Origin of the sequence: Hyphomonas sp. (genome assembly GCF_022844445.1) — a bacterium.
Classification (GTDB): domain Bacteria; phylum Pseudomonadota; class Alphaproteobacteria; order Caulobacterales; family Hyphomonadaceae; genus Hyphomonas.
On the sequence record NZ_JALHLS010000002.1, the window covers coordinates 208,252 to 233,672 of the forward strand.

15 protein-coding genes are annotated in these 25,421 nt (G+C 58.6%); 12 read left to right on the plus strand and 3 right to left on the minus strand.

What is annotated here, in order from left to right:
• Positions 1–38 precede the first annotated feature (38 nt).
• From Q0C17_RS03990 to Q0C17_RS04005, 4 genes are all read left to right on the plus strand, one after another.
• Positions 39–1,739, plus strand: a complete 1,701-nt coding sequence (locus Q0C17_RS03990; protein ID WP_291201658.1) for an NAD(P)-binding protein — start codon at positions 39–41, stop codon at positions 1,737–1,739.
• On the plus strand, positions 1,736–2,437 hold the full coding sequence (locus Q0C17_RS03995) for a hypothetical protein (RefSeq protein ID WP_291201660.1): 702 nt from the start codon (positions 1,736–1,738) through the stop codon (positions 2,435–2,437). The genes Q0C17_RS03990 and Q0C17_RS03995 overlap by 4 nt, the downstream gene beginning before the upstream one ends.
• Positions 2,434–5,118: a hypothetical protein gene (locus Q0C17_RS04000; RefSeq protein ID WP_291201662.1), complete on the plus strand. Its 2,685-nt coding sequence runs from the start codon at positions 2,434–2,436 to the stop codon at positions 5,116–5,118. The genes Q0C17_RS03995 and Q0C17_RS04000 overlap by 4 nt, the downstream gene beginning before the upstream one ends.
• 570 nt (positions 5,119–5,688) lie before the next feature.
• Positions 5,689–6,159 (plus strand): hypothetical protein, encoded by a 471-nt coding sequence (locus Q0C17_RS04005; protein WP_291201664.1) that lies wholly within the window; start codon positions 5,689–5,691, stop codon positions 6,157–6,159.
• A 563-nt stretch (positions 6,160–6,722) separates the two neighbouring features.
• Here Q0C17_RS04005 and Q0C17_RS04010 read toward each other — a convergent pair.
• Both Q0C17_RS04010 and Q0C17_RS04015 read right to left on the minus strand, forming a co-directional pair.
• Complete coding sequence (locus tag Q0C17_RS04010) at positions 6,723–9,965, minus strand: error-prone DNA polymerase (RefSeq protein ID WP_366914762.1); 3,243 nt, start codon at positions 9,963–9,965, stop codon at positions 6,723–6,725.
• A gap of 23 nt (positions 9,966–9,988) precedes the next feature.
• Positions 9,989–11,590, minus strand: coding sequence for a DNA polymerase Y family protein (locus tag Q0C17_RS04015; protein ID WP_291201668.1), 1,602 nt, complete (start codon positions 11,588–11,590; stop codon positions 9,989–9,991).
• 1,308 nt (positions 11,591–12,898) lie between these two features.
• Here Q0C17_RS04015 and Q0C17_RS04020 point away from each other — a divergent pair.
• Positions 12,899–14,629, plus strand: coding sequence for a hypothetical protein (locus Q0C17_RS04020; protein WP_291201670.1), 1,731 nt, complete (start codon positions 12,899–12,901; stop codon positions 14,627–14,629).
• 75 nt (positions 14,630–14,704) lie between these two features.
• Here Q0C17_RS04020 and Q0C17_RS04025 read toward each other — a convergent pair whose 3' ends face one another.
• Entirely contained in the window at positions 14,705–16,246 is a 1,542-nt protein-coding gene (locus Q0C17_RS04025; protein WP_291201673.1) for a GMC family oxidoreductase, read from the minus strand.
• A 135-nt stretch (positions 16,247–16,381) separates the two neighbouring features.
• Here Q0C17_RS04025 and Q0C17_RS04030 point away from each other — a divergent pair, with 135 nt between their 5' ends.
• From Q0C17_RS04030 to Q0C17_RS04060, 7 genes are all read left to right on the plus strand, one after another.
• Positions 16,382–17,377, plus strand: a complete 996-nt coding sequence (locus Q0C17_RS04030; RefSeq protein ID WP_291201676.1) for an aldo/keto reductase — start codon at positions 16,382–16,384, stop codon at positions 17,375–17,377.
• Between the two features lie 431 nt (positions 17,378–17,808).
• Entirely contained in the window at positions 17,809–19,278 is a 1,470-nt protein-coding gene (locus Q0C17_RS04035) for a UbiA family prenyltransferase (protein ID WP_291201679.1), read from the plus strand.
• Positions 19,279–19,297: 19 nt separating this feature from the next.
• A complete protein-coding gene (locus tag Q0C17_RS04040) occupies positions 19,298–19,708 on the plus strand; it encodes a GtrA family protein (protein ID WP_291201682.1) in 411 nt (136 codons plus the stop codon).
• Positions 19,709–19,991: 283 nt separating this feature from the next.
• Positions 19,992–21,290, plus strand: coding sequence for a glycosyltransferase family 87 protein (locus Q0C17_RS04045; protein WP_291201685.1), 1,299 nt, complete (start codon positions 19,992–19,994; stop codon positions 21,288–21,290).
• Positions 21,291–21,479: 189 nt separating this feature from the next.
• Complete coding sequence (locus Q0C17_RS04050; RefSeq protein WP_291201688.1) at positions 21,480–23,021, plus strand: hypothetical protein; 1,542 nt, start codon at positions 21,480–21,482, stop codon at positions 23,019–23,021.
• A 43-nt stretch (positions 23,022–23,064) separates the two neighbouring features.
• Entirely contained in the window at positions 23,065–24,156 is a 1,092-nt protein-coding gene (locus tag Q0C17_RS04055) for an acyltransferase (RefSeq protein WP_291201691.1), read from the plus strand.
• A gap of 180 nt (positions 24,157–24,336) precedes the next feature.
• A complete protein-coding gene (locus Q0C17_RS04060) occupies positions 24,337–25,416 on the plus strand; it encodes an efflux RND transporter periplasmic adaptor subunit (protein WP_291201694.1) in 1,080 nt (359 codons plus the stop codon).
• The last annotated feature ends 5 nt before the right edge of the window (positions 25,417–25,421 follow it).

Sequence of the window (25,421 nt, forward strand, 5' to 3'; positions counted from 1 at the left end):
AATGTCATCAAAAGACTGCTCTAAGACGAGAGGCGTGGATGGCTGTCGTGGACGCTAGCAGGCGGGGCTACCTGGAACAGGTTGTTGAAGCCGCATACCTGCATACCCGGCCAAATTGCTATTTTGTGGGTCCATACGCCAGCAGAGTCAGCTTTAAATCACAGCAGATCCGAGTTTTGGACCTCATAGAGGGATTGATCCAGACGAAAAGGTTGCGCGAAGGGGACCGGGTCGCTGTTGTAGGTGCCGGATTGGCGGGCATCACCGCCGCTGCCGCTCTGCGCGGTCAAGATTGTATCGTCGATATCTTTGAAGGTGGCGAGGGCATTTTCCACAGGCAAAAGGAAGCCAGTCATCGGCTTGTGCATCCAACCATCTCTCGTTGGCCCGAGGAGCGGCTCCGGCACACGACGGATTACGGCTTCGCGGATTGGTATGCCGCGCCTGCTTCCCAGATTTATGCAGAAATCCTATCCGATTGGGAAACCCGGATAGTTCCATCCTCAACCACACCCAAGCGTAAACTCAATTTGGTAAAGAGTGCGGTCACTAAGCTGTCGCCACAAAAACCGGATGGGCCTGTCCGTTTGGTTACGGTCCCAAAGAACGACCACGCTTATCGATGCGCGATCATAACGACGGGATTTGCTGAGGAGAGAGTCGTCGCCGGCCTCGCCTCGCATTCATACTGGCAGCCCAAGGATCAATTCAGTCAGTGGACGGAAGAAGAACTAAAGGAGTTGAGAGCGAGTGATAAGTGCGTTTTGATAAGCGGTTGCGGGGATGGCGGGCTGATAGACTGCCTGCGCTTCGTTCATGGTGATTTTCGGAACGGTTGGTTGGCCATAGAAATAGCTGAGATGTGCCAAGACACCGTGGCTGGGATTATCATTAAAGCCGAACGGGACGCTCTGATGGCGATCCGTTCGATCAGGTCTACTATCTCGGATGAGCTACCTCGCGATGCCAATTCTGCGACGCGGACACCGGAGCAAAATGATCGGTTCGTAGAGTACTTAAAGGCACATATCGAACACCACGAATACGTTGGTGCATTGGAGGCGGCGTACTCGGAGGCAGTAAAGCGGATGCCCAAAGCGGCGCGATTGTTGCTCGATAAGTCAATAGCCAAGGCTGGGGTAAATGTTGGGTCCGTGCTCCTTGTTGCAATGGAAGCCAGACCCTTCATCCCGCTGTCGGCGCCTATTCACAAACTCATGCTCCGCCACGCATTGGGCAAGGGCGTCGTGGAATTTGAAAGCGGCATGCTTCGCTGCACCGAGATCGGAGTACCCCTGCTGACCCAAGTCTCAAGCAGCAAGCCTTTTCCGAATCATCCATACATCATCCGTCATGGCGCTTCCGCGAATCTTGGTGGCCTTAAGATTTCGAACGACGAGCAACGCGGGCTCCATATCCGCCAATTGCTGCTCGCGGATTATATCGATACGCAGGCGCCTCATACGCTAAAGCCGCCTTCCGGTTACCCCAGACTGGAACCAGAACGCCAAGCTTATGTTTCCATTCGTCATTCGCTTGCGATGAAACTCATCAAATCAATCATGCCCGGTTACTCAGTTCGCACATCAGCAGACGGCTTAGGTTTCGAGGTCTACCCTTTGTGGGACGCCGAGGTGGCTCGATCAAAAAAAGAAGGCTATCAGTTAGAAATGCCCGGAGAAATGTTCGGTATCAGGACAGAGCCGAGCACGCAGGCGACGGGGTCTCTGTGGGTATGAGTGCGCCGAAATCCAATACGATCGGTCCCGGAGTATCACTTTCTGATATCGGCATCGTCGCTTCAGGAAACGTGAGTTGTTTCGTATCGATCAACGAAAGATTGCACGTGCTCGCCCTCGGCGCCAAAGCTGCTGAAGCTCTCGATCCAGATGGAAGCATCGAATCAAGCAACTTGGTGATGCACTGGCCGGTGCCTGAGCGATTCGATAAGCCGATCGAGCAGGCTTTTTCAGGCATATACTTGCGGCGACAAACACCTGTGCTCGAAGAGCCGATCTCGGTTGCCGGAAACAATGGAATGTCTTTAAAGGGAAGTGTTTTTCGCTTACTCGGCGCAGCCGAGCTAAAGTCGGGGGTTAAGCGCGTCGTCGTCCGAGATCTCATCGCAGTGCGATTTGCAAAATCCGACGGACTTAAAGCGTTTTCGGGACGTGCGGTCACTGACTGGAATGACAATATCGTTGGATTTCTGATTGGCGAATTGGAAGGATTAGGTCTTGTTGCACCTGCAGACGCCATTTTCACCGATCAATCAAAGATCAGTATCGATCTGACAAAAGCCCAAAATGCGAACTTGTTAAAGCTGCCAGCGCGCTCAGACTCTGATCGATTGAAACGCGGCGCTTCTCGTCAGTTGGATATCGCCGAATTCGAAGGTGTGCCGAATTTCGGTCCGATTCCGGAGGATGTCGCGTGACGAGCCCGTCTGCCGATCCCGAGAAACTGGTCCGACTTGCGCTTCGATTTTTGGACCTCAGTCTCGACCTAAAGCGCATGCGCGATGATGTTCTTTATCAAAAAGAAGGACATACAATTCATTACACTGTCGACGCGAACATCTTCGAACTTTTTGTTCGACCCTGGGATTTTCGCGGGCGCTCAGCGAGCTTTCATTCCGAAGATTGGGATATACTCGCCAATCCTTCCACGCGCTTGGTCAAGGAAAGCTATCAGAAACAGGCTGCGATGCTTGCTGCTGAGTACATCGTCTCGGACGTGTTGCCGGGGCAACCGCATCCTCAGCTGTTGATCAGTCCTTGGCACAGGGTCGAGCTGGCTCTGCGCATCGACAAGATGAGTAAGGAATTTCAGGAACAGGCTCTGAACGCTTCCCCTAAGAAACTGGAAGCTCAAGGCAGGATGATCATCGAAGGCACGAAGGCCGTTGAAGATGCGCTGGCAGGCAAATCTGATCGCGCCAAACTTACGAAATTGCGAGCAGCGATGCTTGCCGATTTCCAGGATTATCTAGAGGATTTTTCTGAATCGGATTTGCCGCCAGCGATGGTAGAGACGCGAGTCGGTATGGAAATCCTCGCAGAAGACAACCAGATAACTCCGATCGAACAGTTGCGGCACATTGTTGAGAGCAAGACCGTTCACAAAATGAGAGGCTTGCACAGGAAATTTCCTGACTATGATGAAACGGTCGCGGCCTCACGCTCCAAGCACTGGTTCGGATTGCTACAACTCGAATGCCGCAGACGGAATATTGGCATCGTTAACGACGATCAAGACGATGAGCGGTCGGGGCGTAGCCGTGCTGCACTATGGAGTGATGCACAAACCATCGCACTTGTCGAAGCGGTGTCTGAAAAAAGTGGGGAAGACAGGGTCGTATTTGTTACCGCAGACGAAATCGTTTTCGACACGTATAGGCGAGAGTTTTCGCAGAGAGCTCAGGACGACAGCAGATACTCCAATCCATTTCTGCTGCGCCGATTCCGGCAATATGCTCCGATCTTCAATCTGCAGGGCACCAACGTCCGGTTCGGTTCGACGTTGCGAAACAGTTTCGACAAACTTAATCAGATTCTAGAGGTTACGCTGCTGACCTTGAATCTGTCGGAGCTCAACAAGGCTTCTGGAGAATCGCAACTACGTCAACGCGAGCGTACCGCGCTTCGTCTAACTGATGGCGAACAGATTTTGAGTAGTGCAGCGCACGACGAGCTCATTCAAATGCTGAACCTAAGTGGTGCGCTGAACGACCTCAAGCTGCTCCAGTCGACAATCGAAAAATGGAGGCGGCTTGAGCGATGCGCAATCAGTATGTCCGGTCGCACGATACTTCCGCGACTCCAGGATCGGAACGTTCGAATGCAAACCGCTCTCACTGACGCTGGAAGCGCCACTTCCGAAGATACGTTCGCAGACTACGTTAACTTAATCATCAGCGAAATTCGCAATGACAGCGCTCGGTTTTGGCTCCCGATTGCGCGCGAATTCGTTCAAGTCTGGCATGAGAATGGAATGCGAACCTCCCCGCGGGTTCCAATTTCGCTGAGGCTTAACCTCAATGAAGACGGCGCGAAACTCCAGCTCACGAACACTTTCGCAGTCCGAAAAGACGACGAGCTAAAGACTATTCTGGCAAATGCTTGGGACAAAGTGTTGGGCCAGCCGGCGCTCGCTCTTGCACTTGGGGCTTGGTCGGCGCTAGCTGTTGAGGACTGGTCTAACGCAGATCAATTTGCTGATGCGGCGCTCGAGCTTAGAACCATAGATGGCCATTCGCACCCTCCAACTGCCGATGAAGAAGAGGACTGGGCAGAGTACAGATTCCTCGCGGCGCTGACCAATCGTTTCCGCATTGGTGCGATGTCGCCACCGCTGAGCTTTGACGGAGGCGCGCGAGTATTCCGTGAGTTTGAAATAGCAAATGAACACCTCACGAATTGCATCGATTATCACGCAAAAGAACACTCAGAAGGCCCACAATTTGTCCGCCTTTGCCGGGCCTACTCGGAGCGGGCGGCGCTAAACTTGTTCTTGTGTGCCGCGTTCGCTTCGAAAGTCAGGCGGACAGCGATAAATGTTCGGTTCAAAGGCGACCAATCGAAAATCAGACAGGCGGATCAAAACTTCGCTTACAGCCTTGGGTATTCGGATCACGTAGAAAATCTGTTTGCGTCTAAGCTACCTGGACAACATTCCAGAGCGGCCTTGATCCGCGCCGTGAACGATCTGGCAACCTGCCTTCATCTCGAGGCGCACTTCAAATCTAATGAAAACGAAATGAGACAGTCCTTCATTGACCAGCTACAAATTCAATACTTAAGCAACGCTGCCTCGGCGGTGGTCATGACCCACATCCTTGGAATGAAGTTGGCGGATATTGAAGGCGCGGTTCTCTTCGAGAAGTCCGACATAGTCTCCAGGATACAGAGAATGTCCTTTGGGTTTAAGACGACAACGACGAATCCGCTTCTGAGAGCAGAAGTTTATGCCTATTTGCATCTTATGGGATTCAAGCCTGCGGCAAAACAGTTCAAAATCCTTCGTCGACAAGAGAAGATGCTGAGCAATCTCGCGCTCGATAGAGCGTTGTTCCGTGTGCTGATAGATCCGGCCAATGTCTGGGTCGGGCCAGATTGAGTTTTGCCACTGCAGATCGGAAAACGTCGCAATGGCTGACCATTTGCCTCGTCCTTCATGATTGTTCCTCGTCAGCCATTGTGAGGTACGCATCCGGCTGACTGGTCTGCCTCCCGGAAAGTGGCCCTCTATTTGAGTTAGTCCCGGCTCCGATTGACGCGGCTATGTGTGGACGTGGAAAGCGAACATCAGACTCATTTTACTTTTTTTAGCCGCACACCGCTTCCACCGTCAGGCCTGTCGCCGTCTGCCAAAAAAACAATCCCCGCTTCTTCTAATATTCTGCGAACTGTTTCCACATTCGCCGGGGTACTTCCTTCAGGTCCGCGGACACCTTCCATGCGCTTTATGGTCTGAACGGACAGCTTTGATTCATGCGCCAGCTTGCTTTGGCTCCAGTCCAAAAGACCTCGCGCAGCGCGGACTTGTCCAGAAGTTAGCAAATGTCACCTTTAGTATAATAAGTCACTTTTGGATTGACTTTCGAAATCCGATGATTTAAGAAGTAATTTGTCTAACCAAGGTTCGCCTAAAATGTCACGACTTCCGAAAAAATCGGAGGCTGCAGGCATGCGTCCGGTGGGCGCTGCGAAGGGGCCTTCCGCGATGCTGTCAGAGCGCATTTTTCCTGTTCCGGAGATGGATCCGGCTGCCACAGTGTCTCAAGATTGGCTTGCTCGATTTGCAGAAGCAAAGGCCCTCGCTAGCGAGTGGCAAAAACTCGAGTCCTATCTCATAAGCGAACGCAACTGGTTTAAGCTCACGCTCCGGCAACGCAAAGCAGTTCCCGAAGCAGCTGAACTCGAGGCAATCGACAGCCGGATTAAAGAGTTAGCCGAAGTTCAGCGCGAGCTACTTTTGGTCCTTCCTTCACTGGCTGCCCAAACGCCGCTTGGTCTTGCGTCGAAGCTTGCAGTCGCTGCGGCTTCCGTTCCGCGAGATGAAAACGAGGCGGCTCACAGGCTTATTGAAAGTATTCTGCAGGACCTGCTTTGGTTGACGGGAAACGGCCCGGAACAGCCCTGCGAGATGCCTACGTAAAAGCTTGCGCACTGCGGATGGGTGCTGCTGTAGCATGTTGCGTGTCCCTCACAGTCACAACATTCTAAAGTCATTTTTCTTTGTCGCGGTTCTCTTGCCGCGCATCCTCGGGGGGGCGTGACATTGAGGCAAATCGATTTGCCACGTGTTTCCCCAATGTGGCAGCTTTGTATCAAGTCGCGCCGAGCTTGCCGGAGGTCATTTTTCCGAAAGGGCGAACCAAAAAACTGGAACAGCGGAGGAATGATAGGGTCAGATCGTTGCGGGATGTCACCTTTCGCGAATGGCGCAAACTTCTTTTTGCTTGGCACCTGTTCGAACGCGAAAAGCGGAGGCGGGATTACAACAGACTGATGGCACCGCCTGCCAGATATTACGGCGCGACAGTTATCGCTCTGAACGTATTGAATCAATTGCGCAGCTTTGCGCCGGCTTGCACGTGCTCGAACTTGAACCGCTGCACTTTGCGCTACAGATTTCGCTGCACAAAGCCCTCTACGTTTAGCCCACCGCACCATGCTTGAGGCGTACGATTGAGCCTGCAGCGCTGAAGGTTTTCTGTATCAGTGGAAGTCCCGGCTGGGCGGGATGATGCGTACACTTCGGGGGTGACTTTCGCCTGCTGACCAGACGGTAGGGGCCTGGCGCTCGGCGACGGGCCGGGCCACTTCATCGGACCGGGAGATAACGCCTTTCAATGGGTCGCGCAGCGCATCTTCCGAAAGAAGGTTGAGTTCTGCCGTACAGTCGATCAATTGCTCGGCGACAATATGTGTCACGCCGTCCGCAGTTTGCACCCGGCCTTTTACATGAACGATCCGAGACCGCATGACGACGGCCCTGAAGCGTTCCATGACCCGCGGCCAGACGACGAGGTTGGCAATTCCGGTTTCGTCTTCCAGCGTGATGAAGACGACGCCGCTTGCGGTGCCCGGGCGTTGGCGAACGAGGATGACGCCGGATGTCTGGACACGCCGGCCGTCCGGCTGACTGGCGGCGTCTTTTGTGGACAGGATACCGCGCTTCTCATGCAGGCTCCGCAGGAAATGCATAGGATGGTTCTTCAGGGAAAGGCGGGTCGTCTGATAATCCTGGAGAACATGTTCCGAGGGCGGAATTTGCGGCAAGGCAACGGCAGCCTCGTCGCCCTGTTCGGCAAGGCCTGTCGCTGAAAACAGCGGCAGGGCGTAGCTTGGCGCTTCGCCCCGCACTTTCCAGAGGGCGTTGCGGCGTGAGAGGCCCATGGAGCAGAAGGCGTCTGCGGCGGCGAGACGCTCCAGCACGCTCCTGGACAAGCCGCTGCGGCGCATAAGCTCATCCGGTGTGGCGTATCCGCCGCCGCGCCGTTCCATCAGGTGTTCCATGTGGGCTTGCGACAATCCATCGACCTGCCGGAAACCGAGGCGCACCGCGAATTTGCCTTCGCGGTCTTCCATGGGCTCAAGAGTATGGTCCCAGTCGGAATAGTTCACATCCACGGGACGTACTTCGACGCCATGCTCCTGCGCGTCGCGGACGATCTGCGCCGGCGCATAGAATCCCATGGGCTGGCTGTTCAGAAGCGCGGCGCAGAAAATCTCCGGGTGATGACATTTGATCCATGAGGAAACGTAGACGAGCAAGGCAAAGGAGGCCGCGTGGCTTTCCGGGAAGCCGTATTCGCCGAAGCCCTTGATCTGATCGAAGCAGGACTTTGCAAAGATGGGATCATACCCGCGTGCGATCATCCGGCCCACCAGCATGTCCTCATAATTGCGGATCGTGCCAACATTACGGAACGTGGCCATGGCGCGGCGCAGGCCGTTGACTTCTTCTGAAGTGAAGCGGGCAGCGTCTATTGCAATCTGCATGGCCTGTTCCTGGAACAGGGGGACACCCAGCGTTCTTTCCAGGATCTGCTGGAGTTCATCCGCCGGGCCGTACTCTGGCGCGGGGCTGGGATAATTCACCTGCTCCAGCTTTTTCCGCCGCCGGAGGTAGGGGTGTACCATGTTGCCCTGAATGGGGCCGGGGCGAACGATTGCGACCTCGATCACCAGATCGTAGAAAAGGCGCGGCCGGAGGCGCGGAAGCATTGCCATCTGCGCGCGGCTTTCGACCTGAAAGACGCCGATGCTGTCACCCTTGCAGAGCATGTCATAAGTAGCGGTGTCGTCTGGTGGAATGCTGGCGAGAGTATGCCGGATCCCTTTGTGACTTTCGAGCATAGCAAATGCTTTGCGTATGCAAGTCAGCATGCCGAGGGCCAGCACATCCACTTTCATGATGCCCAGCGCGTCGATGTCATCCTTGTCCCATTCGATGAAGGTGCGTTGCTCCATCGCCGCATTGCCGATGGGCACGGTTTCGATCAACGGCCCGCGTGTCAGCACGAATCCGCCGACATGTTGGGAAAGATGACGCGGGAAGCCCAGAAGTTGCCGTGCCAACTGGACGGCCCGGCGGATGAGCGGATTGGCAGGGTCAAGACCTGCCTCGGTAATCCGCTTATCGGGCAGATGGTCGCTCCAGCTGCCCCAAACGCCTTTTGCCAGCGCAGATGCAGTATCTTCGCTCAGGCCGAGCGCCTTGCAGACATCGCGGATGGCGGAGCGGGCGCGATAGCAGATGACTGTCGCCGCAAGAGCGGCGCGATGGCGACCATATCGGTCGTATACATGCTGGATCACTTCTTCGCGTCGTTCGTGCTCAAAATCGACGTCGATATCCGGAGGCTCTTTCCTGTCCGGTGAAAGGAAACGGGCAAACAGGAGTTTCGTGAGGGTCGGATCAACACTTGTGACGCCGAGGCAGTAACACACGGCAGAGTTCGCTGCCGATCCGCGCCCCTGGCAGAGGATGTTTTGCGCACGAGCCCAGTGGACGATGTCATGTACAGTGAGGAAGTAGGGTGCATAGGAGAGGTCCGCGATGGTTTTAAGTTCCGTACGGATCTGCGCCGAAACCTTCTCCGGTATGCCGCCGGGATAGCGCCAGTCTGCGCCCGCCCACGCCAGTTTTTCGAGATGGGCCTGCGGGGTGGAACCCGGCGGCACGGGTTCATCCGGATACTCGTAGGACAGGGCGTCGAGGCTGAACTGGCAGCGCTCCATGACTTCAAGCGTGCGGGCAATAGCTGGCTCAAAACCATTGAACAGGCGGGCCATTTCTGCAGGGCTCTTCAGGTGGCGTTCTGCATTTGCTTCCAAGCGGAAACCGGCGGTGTCCAGCGTACAGTGCTCGCGGATACAGGTCAGCACATCCTGTAGGGGCCGGCGCTCGGGTGCGTGATAGAGTATATCATTCACGGCGATTATCGGCGCGCTCGCCAGAGCGCCAGTCTGCGCCAACCGCGCGAGGCGTTCGCGGTTACGGCCAGAATAGGCGGCCCGCGCAGCGAGAAATGTGCGGCCCGGCGCCGCTGAAGCGATCATGCTGAGGGTGTCCGCAAAACAAGAGGATGGCTGTTCCGGAGGGATGACGATCAGGACTTGTCCTTCGCTGGCACCCAGGATGTCCGAAAGCGTGATGAGGCATTCCCCCTTGGCGGCGTCTTCCTTCATCTTGCCTTCGGAAAGAAGGCGGGATAGCCGACCATAAGCGGCGCGGTCTGTCGGGTAGGCGATGATCTCCGGTCCTTCAATCGGCACAAGCCGGGCGCCGACCAGAAGCCGAAGACCAGCGTCCTTTGCCGCGACATGCGCCCGGACGACCCCGGCGAGCGTGTTCCTGTCGGCGATCCCGATCGCCGCGATTCCAAGCTCAGCTGCGCGTTTGACAAGTTCTGCGGCATGACTCGCTCCGCGCAGGAATGAGAAGTTCGTCATCACGGCAAGTTCGGCATAGGCGGTCACGCGAACAATCCCTGTACGAACCAATCGGGAGCTGTGCCGCGTCTGTCACCATAAATCCCCTCGCGGAACACCCAGTAACGCCGCCCATCCGCATCTTCGACCCGGTAATAGTCCCGCGCGCGCGGCAGGGACTTCGCTTCGCCTGCTCGCGGCGGAAAGTAGGTCCACCATTCCGGGGCGATGCGCTCCGGTCCATCCGCCCGAACGACGCGGCGTACAACCCGCCGCCAAACGAAACTCAGGGGCGGTCCGTCGGGCACCTGTGCCATCACCTCGACCCGCTCAGCGCGGTCGAACACGCGGATAGGGCGCAAGCCCTTCATGCCGGCGGCCGGAAGCACGCCGTCCATGATTTTCCCCGCATACGGCCAGGTCTCTTCGGCCAGGTCCACCGGATGGCGCGCCACCGGCACGGTGACCGTGACACTCCCTTCGCCAAGGCGGGCATTGATCCTGTCTGCCAGGGCAGCAAGCGCGGTTTCATCGATGTCGTTTTGCGCCAGCTCGCCTGAAAGAGGCCGGCTGCCGGCCGTCATGGCGGCGGTCCGGAAGGCTTCGATCTGCAACAGATCTATCCCGAAGCCTGGATCTATGCTCTCCGCTTTATCACCGAACAGGCGCAAGACATGATCGGGGGTGCGAACAGGCAACGCCGCATTGACGCGAAGGGTCAGGACTTCACCATCCGAACGAAAGGCACGCAAAACAAAGCTTTGTGCGCCCAATCCTGCTGCATCAAGCGCTCTGCAGAGCTTGCCTGTAAGCAGGGTGAGGCCGGCATGGATCCCCGCGCTGTCCGCCAGGGGCTCCGGGCAGGGCAGGGATTCGATATAATCCGATGGCGGACGGAAGGGTTCGAAAGGTTCATTACGGTAACCAAGGGCCTGATCCAGTCGCATGCAGACAGCGTCTGCTGCTTCGCGCGAATGAAACCGCCGTGCGAGCGCCTTGCGGTCGATCTCGTAGAGCTGCCCAATCCGGGTCAGGCCGAAGCGCCGCAGCAGGGTAAACGCCGCATCGGACAGGCGCAGCTGGCTGACCGGGAGGTTCTCAAGGCCTTCCTGTTCGCTTCCGGACTGCAGGATGGCGGGTGTGTCCTCCAGGGCTTCTCCGCGAGCAAGGGCGTAGGCGGCGCCCCGCGTGCCCGCAAAGGCCAGGCGATGACCGTATCCCGCCGCCTTCAGACGCAGAGAAAGTTCTGCCGCCATGCAAGCCTCGCCGCCGAAGAGGTGGGAACAGCCGGTTACTTCGAGGATAAGCCCATCGTTCCCATCCAGCGCGACAAGCGGAGAGAAACGCACAAGCCAGCTCGCCAGCGCCTTCAGGCTCTCTTCATCACTTTCGCGATCCACTTCCTCGGCAGTCAGGTCTGGCAATGTGGCGCGCGCATCGGCAAGACGCAGGCCTGGCTGCAGACTGGAAGTGCGTGCGGCCTCATTTGTCGCGGCGACAATCAGTCCGTGAGCAGATTTTTCATAGAGGACGAAAGGGCGAGCCTTAGCCGGCCTTTCGGCCAGGGAGTCCGTAGGATGGCGCCGCACGCGTCGCAGCCGATCCAGCGACCATTCCGGAAACCACACTGAGAGATAGCGTCTCATCGTTCCACTCAAGATCAAAAGTCCTGCCGACAGCAGAAGGGTTGAGGCGGCAACGTTCGAGGTTGGCGCGCCAGCGAGCCCGGCCCGGAGCTCTTGGATCATAAGGATTAGGGGCGGAGGGGCGTGCGGTGATCCGCCAGCGTGTAGCGGCTGCCGTCGCGCCCTCACGGCCGTACGGAAGCATTAAAGTGACGGGCACGCCATGACGTCCCGATGCCAGTGCCAATCGCCTTGTGGCTGTAAAATCGGCGGCGTCCACCTCGGCAATGACATGACTGACCGCGCCCGAAACGACGGCTTCTTCTGTGGCCCACAACACGTCACTGGCATGTTTGGCCACAAGGCTGAGACGCCGGGCATTTCTGCTGGCCATCTCTCGCAGGGCTGTCTCGGCAAGGCTTCCCGCGTCTCGCCGCGTGGTGGCTTGAGAAATCCATAACAAGGCCCCGAAGCCCGAAGGCCAGGCCGCACTCAGCGCAAAGCCTGTCGCGGCGGCTATATCGCCATAAGCCCCTTCCACCACTTCATGCAGGCCCCGTGCACCCAGTTCATATGGGAAAGCGGCAGTGCGTGTCCTTGAAGTGTTCACCGGGCCGATCAGGCCTTTGGATATAAGTGTGCTAAGGTCCATGGGCGCAGTTTTGTTCTTCCGCTGATGTAAGGGGCGGATCTCAAAAAGTGATCAGGTACCCAAACACGATGCATAGAACAAATCAAGAACATGCTTTGTGATTTTAACGGGATGCGATCTCCCGTGCGTGCGTCAGGCTGTGGAAAGCCTCGCCGCCTTGTGGCCGGCCATGTTTCCCGCGTTACGGCCGCATGGCCCGCCGTGATGGCAGGCGGCGGCCCGAATCTGAGCAGTCGCGCACGAACGGCCCGTTTGCCGTATTGAAGGTGCGCGCCAGAACTTCTGGCATGCACCTCAGTCCGCTCGTCTGTGCACTACCCTTTCTTTGCGGGGGACTACCGGGAAGAGGGGCATCCCGATCCTCTCTGATCACGTTTTCGCCAATGTGGCGCCGATCCGGTAGCTTGCAGCCAGACCGCCAGCGACCGGAGCGGTCGCTAATTTGGATCCGCCGTGCCGGGCTGGCTGCACGTCAAACAGCAATGGCCGGGACCGGGCGACGACAAAGCCTTCTAGGTCCATGAGTTCGCCGCAGATCGCCTCACTGTCCGGAAGGTGAGCGTGCCGGCGCCAATGTGTTCGTTAACTTAAAACTTTGGCATGCCGTTCGCTTTCGGGTATGCGAAACGCGCCAATCAGATGACGGCTGGCACGATAGGGCTGGGGGGGGTAGTCGCATGATCGATCAACTGTTCCAGAATGGCTACAAGCGGGAACATGCTGACACGCGGGCCAGAACACCCTCGGTGCTTTGGGCTGCCGGCACCTCGCTGATCCTGTTTCCGGTGCTCGTCTTCGCCCTGACCACACTCTGGTTCGTGGTGGGCGGTGCCATCACACCGGACTTTGGCCGGATCGTCCTCGTTGTCTGCGCGGCTATAGCGCTCTACGTGCCGGGTAGGCTGTTTCCCGAAACGTCGCGGGTTGCGCCATTCCTCGCCCTTGGACTGGGCGTGCTCGCGGCGCTCGTCGCCTCCCTGCTTCACGACACATCGATCGATGGCCAGCACTACCACTTTCAGGCCATCTATGCCCTGGCAGAGGGATGGAACCCGGTTCACAAGCCGGCGCCGCCGCCCATTGTCGGCGATGCCATAACGCCGTGGGCGGTGCATTATCCGAGGGCTGTCTGGCTTCTCTCGGCGAACGTCCTTGCCGCGGGCCTTCCGCTGGCAATGGTCAAACTGTCACTCCTGCTTGTCCTGTTTGCAGCCGCTGCGCTTGTGGGCGGCGCCTTGTTCCGCGCCGGCTATTCCTGGCTGTTCACTCTGGCCCTGACCTGTGCGGCCGTCCTGAACCCGATCGTCCTGGCGCAGATCTGGACGAGCATGAACGACGGCATCCTGGCGCTCTGCATACTGATCTTTGTCGTCTCGATGGTTACATGGATCGAGCAGGAGAACAGGAGTTTTCTGGTTTCTGGTGTGGCCGCCATGATGCTCGCCCTCAACCTGAAATTTTCAGCCATCCCGACATTCGTGATCCTGTGCGCCTTCGCGTGCGCTGGCGCCTATCTGATGCGCGGCCGCCCCAAGGCGTATACCGCTGCGGCCATTCTTTTCGTTCCCGCCTTCGCAGCGATCTTCCTTCTGGGGTGGTCGCCCTACATGCAGAATTTCCTCGAGCATGGTCACATTTTCCATCCGCTTATGGGAAAGGATGCGATCGACATCATGATCGGTGACGGGACTGCCTACGACAATACGCCGAATGTCCTGAAGGAAATGTCTGCGGCCGAGCGATTCTTCTTTTCGCTCTTTTCAGAAACGCATGCGGGTTATGGCACGCTGCCGCATTTGAAAATTCCCTTTACTGTGTCGCCTGAAGAGCTGCGTGCTGCGGGCGGCGTGGATGTCCGGCTCGCTGGATTCGGCCCGTTCTTCTCAGGCAGCATCTTGCTCACCCTGGGTACAGCGATCCTTCTGTTTGTCCGGCGGGCGGAATGTGGCCCGGCGGCGCGGGTCCTTTTGTTCGTTGCCGCGGGGCTTCTCGTCTCGGTAATCCTGATGCCGCAGAACTGGTGGGCGAGGTATGTTCCGCAGTTCTGGTTTGTGCCGGTCTGTGTGGCGGCCGCCGCGCTGACTGACAGCAGTCGGCTCGCCCGGTCTTTGGGCGCGGCCATCGTTGCGGTCAGTCTGGCAGGCTCACTGGCAGTAGGCGGCGCCTCAAGCTGGCTTTCGGCAAATCGCAGCCTGGAAGCGGCAGCGCAAATCGAGCGCCTTGCAGAAACGGGCACGCGCTACTGCGTCAATCCCGATATGGCCGAGTCCCGCATCTTCATCATGCAGAACGCCGGGATCGAGGCGGTGTATACACCTGTCGAAGCGATTGCGTGCGATGCGCCAGAAGGTTTTGACGGGTACGGTCCCGACCGTACCGGCGGCTTGATCTGCGCTTGCCCGGCCTGACGCGGCGCGCAGACCAGAAGTCAACGTCTGCGGACCAAATGTTTGGCCGAGGAAGTCTCTCCGTGTCAGCGACGCCTATCGGCTGAGCGCCGCCTGGCATGCACGCGCTGTCAATGCCATGATGGTGAGCGTCGGGTTCTGCGTGCCTTGTGAGGGCAGGGCGGCACCATCGGTAACGTACAGGCCGGGCATTGCCCAGCATTCATTGTGGGGCGTCAGCACGGAAGTTGCGGGATCCTTGCCGATGCGGGCGCCGCCGCATTCGTGTACGGACGTTCCCGGGTTTGCAGGCCCTGCCGGCCGAACCAGGACCTTCGCGCCGATACCCTCGAACAATTCGTCGAGTGCTCCGGAGATCGAGTCTGCCAGCGCCCGCTCGGGCTCACCCCACTGGGTGTCGATCGACAGAACGGGCTGCCCCCAGCGGTCCTTGCGCTGTTTTGACAGGGAGACGCGTCCCTGCAGGGTCTGAGAGGTTTCACCAAAGCCCACGGCTGTCGTCCATGCACCGGCAGGATTGGCGGTCGCATAGAGTTGAACGCCGAATCCGCGCCGGGTGGCATCGCCGCCCTTGCGAAGGTCAAACCGGGGGAGATAGAGGCAGCGCCCTGGCTCCGCCGGAGGCGTGATGGGCAGGGGCGGGCTCAGACCTTCGGCCTTCAGCATGACGTGATCACTGAGATGAAGACCCAGCGCCGGCAACTGATCTGTCAACGGGCCGGACGCATTGGACGAGTTCAGGAGTATGCGTGTCGATTCCAGGGATGAGGCGCACAGGAAAACCAGCGGCGCATTGGCCGAATGGGTTTGACCGTCTGCGGGGTCGAGCCATTCGACACCGGCCGCGCGGCCATCTGCGGCGTGCAGGATGCGCTGCGCAAGGGCGCTGGGGCGCAGGGTCAGCCGGCCGGTGGCAGCTGCAATCCCGGCGAAATCGACCGGTGGCGCGTACCGGCTGAGCATGACCCGCGCCTCGGGCCAGCGCTGTGCAAATGTCTCCAATAGCTGCCGTTCCGAGATGTTCGGGCTGATCGGATGGGTGACCAGGCTGTCGGGGATGAAGGGGATGCCCTCTCGCCCGCCGAACAGGCCAATCCGGCTTTCAACCTTCTCGTACCAGGGCGCGAGCTCTTCGATCCCGAACGGCCAGGGACTGGGGCCGTCATTCTTCGGTCCGACATCATATTCGCTGAGCCGGTAGTACTGCCGCCCGTGGCCCGGCACGACCATCCGCCCGCCGACACCGTGGGACCGGATCCAGGTGAAGGGCTTGCCTTGCGGGGTCTCGTAGGGGTGGTCCCGGTCATCGACAAAGCTGCCGGGCTTTTGCACCCAAGCAAAGCACTCTGTCTGCACAGGTTGGCGAAGGCGTCCTGCAGCGCGCAGCAATCGTGTCCCCGCATTTATTAGCCTGGGGTGCAGGATGCCTGCAAGCCGCGGGTCGGATATCGCGCCGATGGAAGTCGACAGGGCCTTGCTGAACGGCTTTTTCCAGAATGACTGCTCGCGGCCTGCATCGAGCAGAAGCACCGAGAGCCCGGATTCGCAAAGCAGGGCGGCTGCGAGCCCTCCTGAAGCGCCGGCACCAACAACGATGGCGTCATGGTTTTTGCTCATCTGGGATAGTCACTTTCGCGTTTTACCTTCAGCGGAAGGTCTGCAAGCAAGCGGGCAGGGTCGATCGGCTTCTGTAAGACTTTGACTATACGATCTTGATTGACATGAGATTTATCTCCTCGTCTTTGCTCGAGGATGCAGGATCAAGACGCCCAGACTATCAGCGCCCGCCTTTTTGCTAAACGGTCCGGCCCCCTCGGCTTCGGAACTGGGTTGTTGCACCATGCCGGCAGCCCGTCCAACGCAGTTCGCCTGCTCCGGGACGCGCACGATCAGGGAATCTCCTATTTCGATACAGCCCGGCTCTATGCGGACGGAGAGGCGGAGAAGCTCCTCGGCGCGGCTTTTTCACATATGCGCAACGACATCATAATCACGACGAAGGTGGGCATCCTGCCGGTCCGCCGGGGTCTGGCTACGCGCGCGTCTGGAAAGGCTGCGGCGGTTCTCCGGCGCATTCCGCCTCTGAAGGCAGTGGTTCCGGAGCCCGTGGTGCAACATCCGGAGTTCGGCGTTTTCGACCCCAGGCGCATGCAACAAAGCCTTGAGACCAGTCTGAAATTTCTGCGGACGGATCATGTAGATGCGCTGTTGCTGCATGAATGTACGCTTGCAGACGTGCGCAAGGATGAGGTTCGGGCGTTCCTGGAGCAGGCTGTCAAATCGGGCAAAGCCCGCATGTACGGTGTTGCGCCCTCGGCGCACGAAATGCTTGCCATTGCTAAGAGCGGCGAGCCTTTTGGAGCCGTTGCGCAGTTCGACACGGCCATCCGCGAACACTTTCCGCTCAGCGGCGAAGGAAAGCCGCCGCTTATCGTCACCCACTCCTGTCTCGGGCAGGACTTCAGAGCCATAGTTAACCGGCTGGGGTCAGATGCCGGCTTGCGGCAGCGTTGGCTCCAGGCTGTTGGCGTCGATGCAGACGACACAGCCCAAGTTGCGCAGGCCTTCCTGGCACACGCGCTGGCCCAGAACCCGGAAGGGCTTGTGCTGTTTTCGACCACGCGGCCTGAACGGCTAAAGGCCAATCTGGCGGCAGAGAGTTGGCTGGAGTCGCCGGACCGGTGCGCGGAGGCGGGCAAGCTCATTGCAGAGTTTCGCGCGAACGAGGGAGCCTCCCGGCAAAGCTAGGTTTTCGGCATCGGCCGGTCCGGCGTGCTTAATCCAGCCTATCCGGGCGCGAAATTGCACGCGCTGGCGCGCCCGCCGTTTACCCTTTCGTGCCAGAATTTAACCGGTGTGTCGCAATCCTGAGGCATATCTGCGCCAGTCGGCCACTGCTCAGGCTTCCGGTTTGACCGCCGCGCACTCAGCGGGCTTAACGATAAACGTCCGGCGCCCGCTGGCACATGAATTGCTGGTTAGCCGTTGAACGCTAGTGCACCCGCGGCATGTCAGCTCGGGGGGGCGGCTGGTTGGGGGAGGGGATCTTGGTGCCAAACAGAAGTCTGAGCCGCATTTCGCAGGATGAATCCCCGTTTGGTTTCACAGCCTGCACGACCCTTGTTTCTGATCCGGCGGCCAGTGTGGCAAGCGCCGCTTTCAAAAGATGAAGCCGAACCATGCTTAACACGCCGATCGCCAACGAAGCCGCCGGAGAGGCAGACGCTGTTCCGCTCGTGCTGGACCTTGATGGCACGCTAATTCGGACGGATTCGCTGATCGAGCAGGGCTTCGCACTGCTTCGCCGCAATCCCTTTGCAGTTTTTAAGCTGATTGGCTGGCTGCTGGCCGGCCGGGTGATGCTCAAGCAACATCTGGCGAATGCCGTTTCGCTCGATCCAGAATTCATCCCGGTCAACGAAGACCTCGTGGCTTTCGCCGAAGAGCAAGCGGCCAAGGGCCGCACGATCGTGTTGGCAACGGCCGCGCACAAGAACACTGCTCAGGTTTTCAAGCAGCGGTTTTCCTTTATCTCGGACGTGATTGCGACGGAAGGTCAGGTGAACCTGAAGGGCAAGGTGAAAGCCGACGCGCTGGCGGCACGTTTTCCGCAGGGCTTCGACTATGCAGGCGACAGCCGCCCTGACCTCGAGGTCTGGAAGCGCGCGCGCAATGCGATCGTCGTTGGGGCGTCCGGATCGACCCTTCGCCGCGCCCGCAAGAGTGCAAACGTCACCGAGGTGTTCAAGCGCCCGGGCAGTTTCAAAGCCCTGATCAAATGCCTGCGCCCGCACCAGTGGGCCAAGAACGTTCTCGTCGTGGTGCCTGCAATTCTGTCCGGCCGAATTATAGATCCCGACGCGATCCTCCCGCTTGTACTCGCGTTCTTTGCCTTGTCGCTGACAGCGTCGGCGACCTATGTGTTCAACGACATCTGGGATCTGCAGGACGACCGGGCGCACTGGTCGAAGCGCCGGCGCCCGTTGGCGAGCGGGACACTGTCTCTGCCGGCAGGCATCATCGGCGCCCTGATCTGCCTCGCTGCCGGTTTGGCACTGGCACTGTTGGCTGGGCTGGCCGTGCTGCAATGGGTGCTCGTCTACGTGGTTGTGACGATGAGCTATTCGCTCTTCCTGAAGCGCAAGGTGATCCACGATGCCGTGACGCTGGCCGGGCTTTTCACGCTTCGTCTGGTCGTCGGCATGGTGGCGGTGGCAGCTGTGCCGTCTCCATGGCTGTTTGTCTTCGCCATGTTCTTTTTCACCTCCCTGGCGTTTGCGAAACGCCACACCGAGATCGCACGCGTGATCGAGCGCGGCGGCTTCTGGGTCAATGGCCGCGGTTACCGGGCGTCAGACCTGCCGCTGGTCCTTGCCGCCGGAATTTCGAGTTCGGTCGCCGCCGTTGTCATCATGGTGCTCTACATCATCGAGGATGCGCACCAGCAGAGCTTTATCAAGAATGGTGATTGGCTATGGGCGCTGCCGCCGATGATCTTCATGATCTCGAGCCGGATCTGGATCACCTGCCAGCGCGGTGAACTGGATGATGATCCGGTTGTGTTCGTGGTAAAGGACAGGGTGTGTCTCGCTTATGCCGCCCTGGCTGGGATATGCTTCTTCTTCGCCTGGTTCGGCGTTCCGCTCTGACCGCGCAGATGAGGCCCAGATGACCCTGCCTTTCAAACTCTCGAAAGCGACGGTCCAGTTCGCTGTACGGTATACAATTACCGGCCTGGCTGTAACGGCGGTATATGTCGGGCTCTATTTCCTTTTGAGGAATTTGCTCACGCTGTCTCCCGCTTTCGCATCAGGCATCTCGATGACGAGCGCCGTGGTGTTCCAGTATGTCATGCACAGTGTGTTCACGTTCCAGCGCAAGTGGGCTGACGGCGGCCAGCTCGTGAAGTTCGTTGTGAGCATTTTCATAAGCGTCATTGTTGCGGACATCTTCGTTGCGCGCCTCGGCGTGGCACTGAACGTTCCCGAGCCGCTGCGTCTGCTTGCGGTGGTCGTGACCCTTCCGATCGTGAATTTCCTGTTCTTCACCTTCTGGGTCTACGCAGCAAAGCGCGACTAGAAGGTCAGACAGGACATCTCCTCAAACAGGTTTTCGGCATTGGCCGTGGATTGGTCGGCACGACTGCTTCGTCAACGAACTCTGGCTTGCGGCTTGCGCTTTTGGAGTTGCTGCGCTGTGGTTCGCGATCGAGCGCTGGTCTTGGCGTGAACCTTGCTGAGGAGTGCGAGGCCTGAAGCTGACGGGCTGCGGAGTATTGGGCGCGCGTTGACTTTGCGCCGCCAAGACAATACCGGGACAGGCCGGGGCTTCTCACAGAGACAGCGAGAGCAGGGAGGTGCTGGTGCATTCGCTTACGGTAAACGGCGTTCATGCCGTGTTCGCGATCGTTGGTTTTCTGCTCATCCATCGTCTCGCTGGATCGCCGCGGTATGCCGCACTTCTATGGCCCTTCACCGTTTTGTGGGGCGCAGCGACTGCTGGTCTCATCTTCATAAACACACAGCCCTCAATGGAGTTTGTCTTCTGGGACTTCAAGGAATGCTATTGGCTGGCCGGGAAACTCGTCCTTGAGGGGCCTCAGTCCCTGGCCGGCGCGTATAGCAGTGAAGACCTTGTGTTCGTCAATCTGCCCATCGTGGCTTATCTGTTCGCGCCTTTTGCCCTGCTGCCCGACATGCCGGCGGCAATCGTCATTACGCTGATCGGTGTCGGCATTGTTGGTCTGATCTGGCGCCTGCTGGTGGATATGTTCAGTCTCGATACGCGGGAAAGCGCATTGCTGTTTCTCGCGATATGCGCATTCGGGCCTTTGCTGTACTCATTCAAGGTCGGCAATACATCGCATTTTGTCCTTGCGCTGATCCTTGGCGGCCTGGCAATGGTCCGTTCCGGCAAGGGCTTTGTAGCGGGCGCGCTGTTTGGCGTTGCTGCTGTCATCAAGCCGGCTCTTGTGCTTGTCGGTATCCTTTACTTCCTGCGGGGTCGCTGGAGCGTGGTAGCAGGCGGCGCCGCCGTCCTGGCAGGATCGGCTGCGCTCTCCTTGCTGATCTTTGGATGGGACATGCATGTGCTTTGGTACGAAACGTCGATCGCGCCTTATGCCGGCAACCCTGTTCCTGCTTATGTAAATCAGACGCTGGCAGGAATGGTGGCTCGCTACGAACTGGGCGGCCCGTTCGGTCACGACTACTCGGCCCATACGCTTTCCCCCGTTGGCCGCGCCGCCGCAATCGGCATGTCGCTGGCGCTGCTTGCGGGCGTGGTATTTGCTGCATATCAGTCGCGTCGGTTGTTGCGGGCAGACGCAAGCGACATTGAAGTCGAAGTATTGATCGCGGTATCATTTACCATGACGGTCTCGTCCCTGTCCTGGGCGCACTATCATGTCTGGCTGCTGCCCGCGCTGGTTCTGCTATGGGTGAAGTCGCGGCCGGGCCAGGCGCTTTCCGGGCTTCGCTGGCCGCTGATCGGCACCTATTCGCTGCTGGCAGGCACCGCTTTTGTCAGTCACTCCATGACACTTGGTCGTTTCGGGGCGCTCTCCAACTTGATTGTGTCCCACTGGCTGATCGGCACGATAGCCCTGATCGTACTTCTGGCGATCGTGCGGGCGAGGAGAGATTATCCAACTCAAACATGAAGTGAGCAGGAAATAGGCTATGGCATTGAAAGCCTGCTGTTTTCTGGTCTGCTTCTTGCTTGTATGTCGCTGGACCGGTCACCTGAAGGGCGTCTGGTAGGCGGATGTCGAGGCCGGAATGTTTGACCCCGGCGGCCTCGAAAAGGCTGCCGGGAAAATGAAATCGCCGAAGTACTGGATAACTGCGGGATGGCACATACCGATCAAAGCAGATCGCCAACTTCAGTGACGGCAGGCGCCAAGGCGCTCCTGGCGTGGGGGATTCTGCGCGCGCCACTCATCCTCGTCATTCTGTTCCTTTCCCGGGAAACAATCTCGACGCTGCAGGTTTTTGACGGTGAAGCCCTCACTGTACGGATCATTGACCTGATGAGCCTGCCAGCTTCCCGCGGCATGCTGTTTCTGCTGCTTGCCGCTATGTTCGGCGGTCTGGTGATCATCTTGCGTCGTTGGTTTCCGGCGCGGGAATACTTGATTCTGCTTGGTGCGGTCGCTCTGACGACGGTGATCTTGTTCGAGATCACACAGACGCCGCTCCGGCATGCCGCAATCCCCGTCATCCTTGCCGCGACAAATTTCCTGCCTGCAGCATTCCTTCAGCGCCATCTTAATGGACGAATTCTGGCTGTCGGCGTGGGCTTTACAGAGGCGCTGGCTATCCGGCGACACATCTCCTGGCTAGCAGGCTTGGCGAACTGGAGTGCGGCGGCTCAGCGAGTCTGCGGCATCCTGGGTTGGGGGCTGGCCGTGTCCCTCGTCAGCGCCAGTATGGTGGCGCTGATCAAAGGTGAGCGGCTTGTCCCCGTTGAGCAGGCGTTGCGCACGCCGAACACAGTCGGGATCATCATGAAGGGCAGCATCAACGGTCTTTCGCTGGAGCCCGTTTCGCGTCGGCTTTACGTTACAGGACATGGCCTTGAGAACATTGTCGAGGTTGACATAGACACCCCGGGCAAGGCCTCTCGCACGTCTGAAGTTGTGAGTGGCGGCGCCCAGGGAATTTTTCTCGATGCTCAAGCCGGAGAGCTGAGTGTCTTTAACGGTGACACAAAACAGCTTCTTTTCATTGATGCGGAAACCCTTTCGCTGAATCGGTCCATTGACGTCAAGCTACTCGCTTCCGGCGACCCCTGGATATCCTTCGATCCGATCTCGGATACGATCGCACTCGTTTCCGAGGCTGATCTCGACGACGGCGTTGCGTTTGTGTTGCTGGATCATGCGACCGGTGATGTGCTCGACACGCGGGAACTTGATGCCGGAAACATCCTGAAGCATCCGGAGAAGCCGCTGCTCTATCTAAGTTTCTTCAGGCGAAATCCGGAAGTCCTCATCTATGACATGACGAAGCGCGACATAATTGCGAGGTCGCCTGCTCCGGCGCGGCTGGATCGCATGATCCTGATGCCCGCAGCCAATGAACTGCTGGTGACATCGCCGGTGAAATCCGAAATCCTACGGCTGGACGCTGACACATTGGCAACCAAAGGGGCGATCAAGGGGCCGTTCGGGGTGCGGACGCTAGCCGTCGACAATGAACGCCAACTTTTGTTCGCGGGCAGTTTTGTCACGGGCCAGGTTCGCGTGATCGACACCAACACCTGGCGCAATGTGGAGACCGTATATCTCGGGCCTTGGCTGCGCTCGATCGAACTCGATGTGGCTACTGGCACGGCCTATGTTTCATCGAATGGTGCTCTTTATAGTTGGGCCTATGACCAGGATCGATGATACTTTGACTGACGAAACGCGGTCTGCGAACAGCGCCCCATCGATGACCGCAGCGTCAGTCTGGTCGGGGCACATCCTTGCGCTGGATGGCATACGCGGGCTCGGCGTTATCCTCGTCCTGTTCTACCACTACGGCTCAAGCGCCATGGCGCTGGGCCTCGGCAGTTCGTTGCTCAAGGTGACCGGCATCGGCTGGTCGGGCGTGGACCTTTTCTTTGTGCTGTCCGGTTTCCTGATCACCGGACTGCTTTATGACGCCAAGGGAAAGCAGAACTACTTCAAGAACTTCTATGCCCGCCGTACACTGAGGATCTTTCCCCTCTACTACTTTGCGGCCGTAGTCGTGATTGTTCTGGCGGTGATAACGGGGTTTGGAATTCTCGGCGGTTCGAATCCGATCTGGATCTTGCTGTATGTTGGAAACTTCCAGATGGCGATCGAGGGCGGGGGGAGCATTCTCGACCACTTCTGGTCCCTTGCTATCGAAGAGCAGTTCTATCTCGTCTGGCCACTGATCGTTCTTAGCTTGTCACGGCGCAAACTGATGATTGTGGCGGCTGCGATGATCGTGATCTCGCCTTTGGTCCGCACGCTTCTGGTGCTGAATGATGCGCCCGATCTTGCAGTTTATGTGCTGACGCCGGCGCGGATGGACGGGCTGGCGATGGGCGCGCTTATTGCTCTAGCCGTGCGAGGCCCGAGTGGCATTGCGCCGCTTGTCCCGTGGGCATGGCGTTTTGGCGCCATGGCGGCGGCTGCCTTCCTGACCATTGTCATCTTGCGGCGAGACTTTTCGACAGAAGATGCCGTGATCCTGACGGCCGGGATCTCGTGCCTGACCATCATGTATGCGAGCCTCCTTGTCCTTTCCCTGACCTTCCGGCCGCTGACCTCCGTGATGGAGTTGCCCGTGATGCGCTGGTTCGGAAAATACAGTTATGGCCTCTACGTGTGGCATCCGATCGTCAACATGCTCCTTTTGCACTCCCCGCTGACCGCGCAGTTTGGCGCAGACACCAAGTTGGAGGTGGTTCTGCTTTTGGCGCTCGCCTTCACGATCAGCGTCCTGGTAACCCTCGCGAGCTACAGGTTCCTGGAGGCACCGTTGCTGCGCCTGAAAAGCCGGTTCCAGTAGCCGCGCTGCTCGAAAAGAGACGGGCTCCGGATTGGCTGGCATTGACGCCAGATTATTCAATCGCGGCGTAAAACAACTTCTTTGATGATGGCTGGACATCGCGTCTGAACAGTTTATCATTCATTTAGCGTTTTTAAAATCTGTCATAGAGACAAGCGGTAAGCCATGCCAGCAGGTAAGTTGACTGATCGCACGATCGCAGCCTCATTGGCGGCAAGTATCGCCTTGCTGCTGACAGGTTGCAGCGCCGGGGCGCCCGAAACGGCTCACGCCGTCACCGCGCCGCAAGTCGCCCAACCCGTGGTTGTGGGCGCCGAGGTGATGCCGGCCGAGCCTGATGCGCTGGTCGCTGCCACCGGGACGATTGTCTACACGCAGGAGACCACGCTGTCCTTCAAGACCGGTGGCATCCTGACGGAGCTCACAGCGGACGAAGGCGACCTCGTGAAGGCGAAGCAACGCCTCGCCCGGCTTGATCTTACCGAGCTGGCCTCAAGTGTTGCCCAGGCCGAAGCGGCGGTGGTCAATGCGGACCTTCAATATGAGCGTACTCGCGACCTCGTGGAAAAAGGGCATCTCGCGCAGGCCCGTCTTGATGACGCGGCGCTCGCGCGCGATCAGGCCCGAGCCGGGCTGACCGCAGTCGCTTTCAATCGCAATCTCGGCGTCATGGCATCGCCGGTCGATGGTGTCGTGCTCCGCCGGTTCGCCGAACCGGGGCAGACCTTGGCGCCCGGCGCTCCTGTCCTCCAGATTGGCGATACGACCTCCGGACTTGTTCTGCGTGTGCCGGTGACGGCTGCCGATGCGGCGCGCCTGAAAGTTGGCGACACGGCTGAATTCTCGATTGCCGGGCTTGCGGGCCCTCCGCGCACGGGCGCTATTGTTCGGATCGGCGCCAAGAGCAATGACGCCACCGGCAATTTCGATGTCGACATCAGTGCGGGTGATCCGGCGCTCCTGCGCAGCGGCTTGATCGGCAATGCGCGCATCACGTCGTCCGAAGCAACCAAGTCCAAAGGCGATGGCGGCGCCGTGCGCATTCCGACACTGGCCCTGATCGATGCCCGGGCGGATCAGGGGTACGTCTATGTCATCGATGACCAGAATATCGCACACCGGCGCGCTGTTTCCACATCCGGCATCTTCCGCGGCGAAGTTCTGATCCTGTCCGGGCTTGCTGCGGGCGAACGGGTCATCGCGGAGGGCGCGGCCTACGTCCGAGATGGTGAAGCCGTGATTGTCTCGGACCGCCCCTGAGCCAT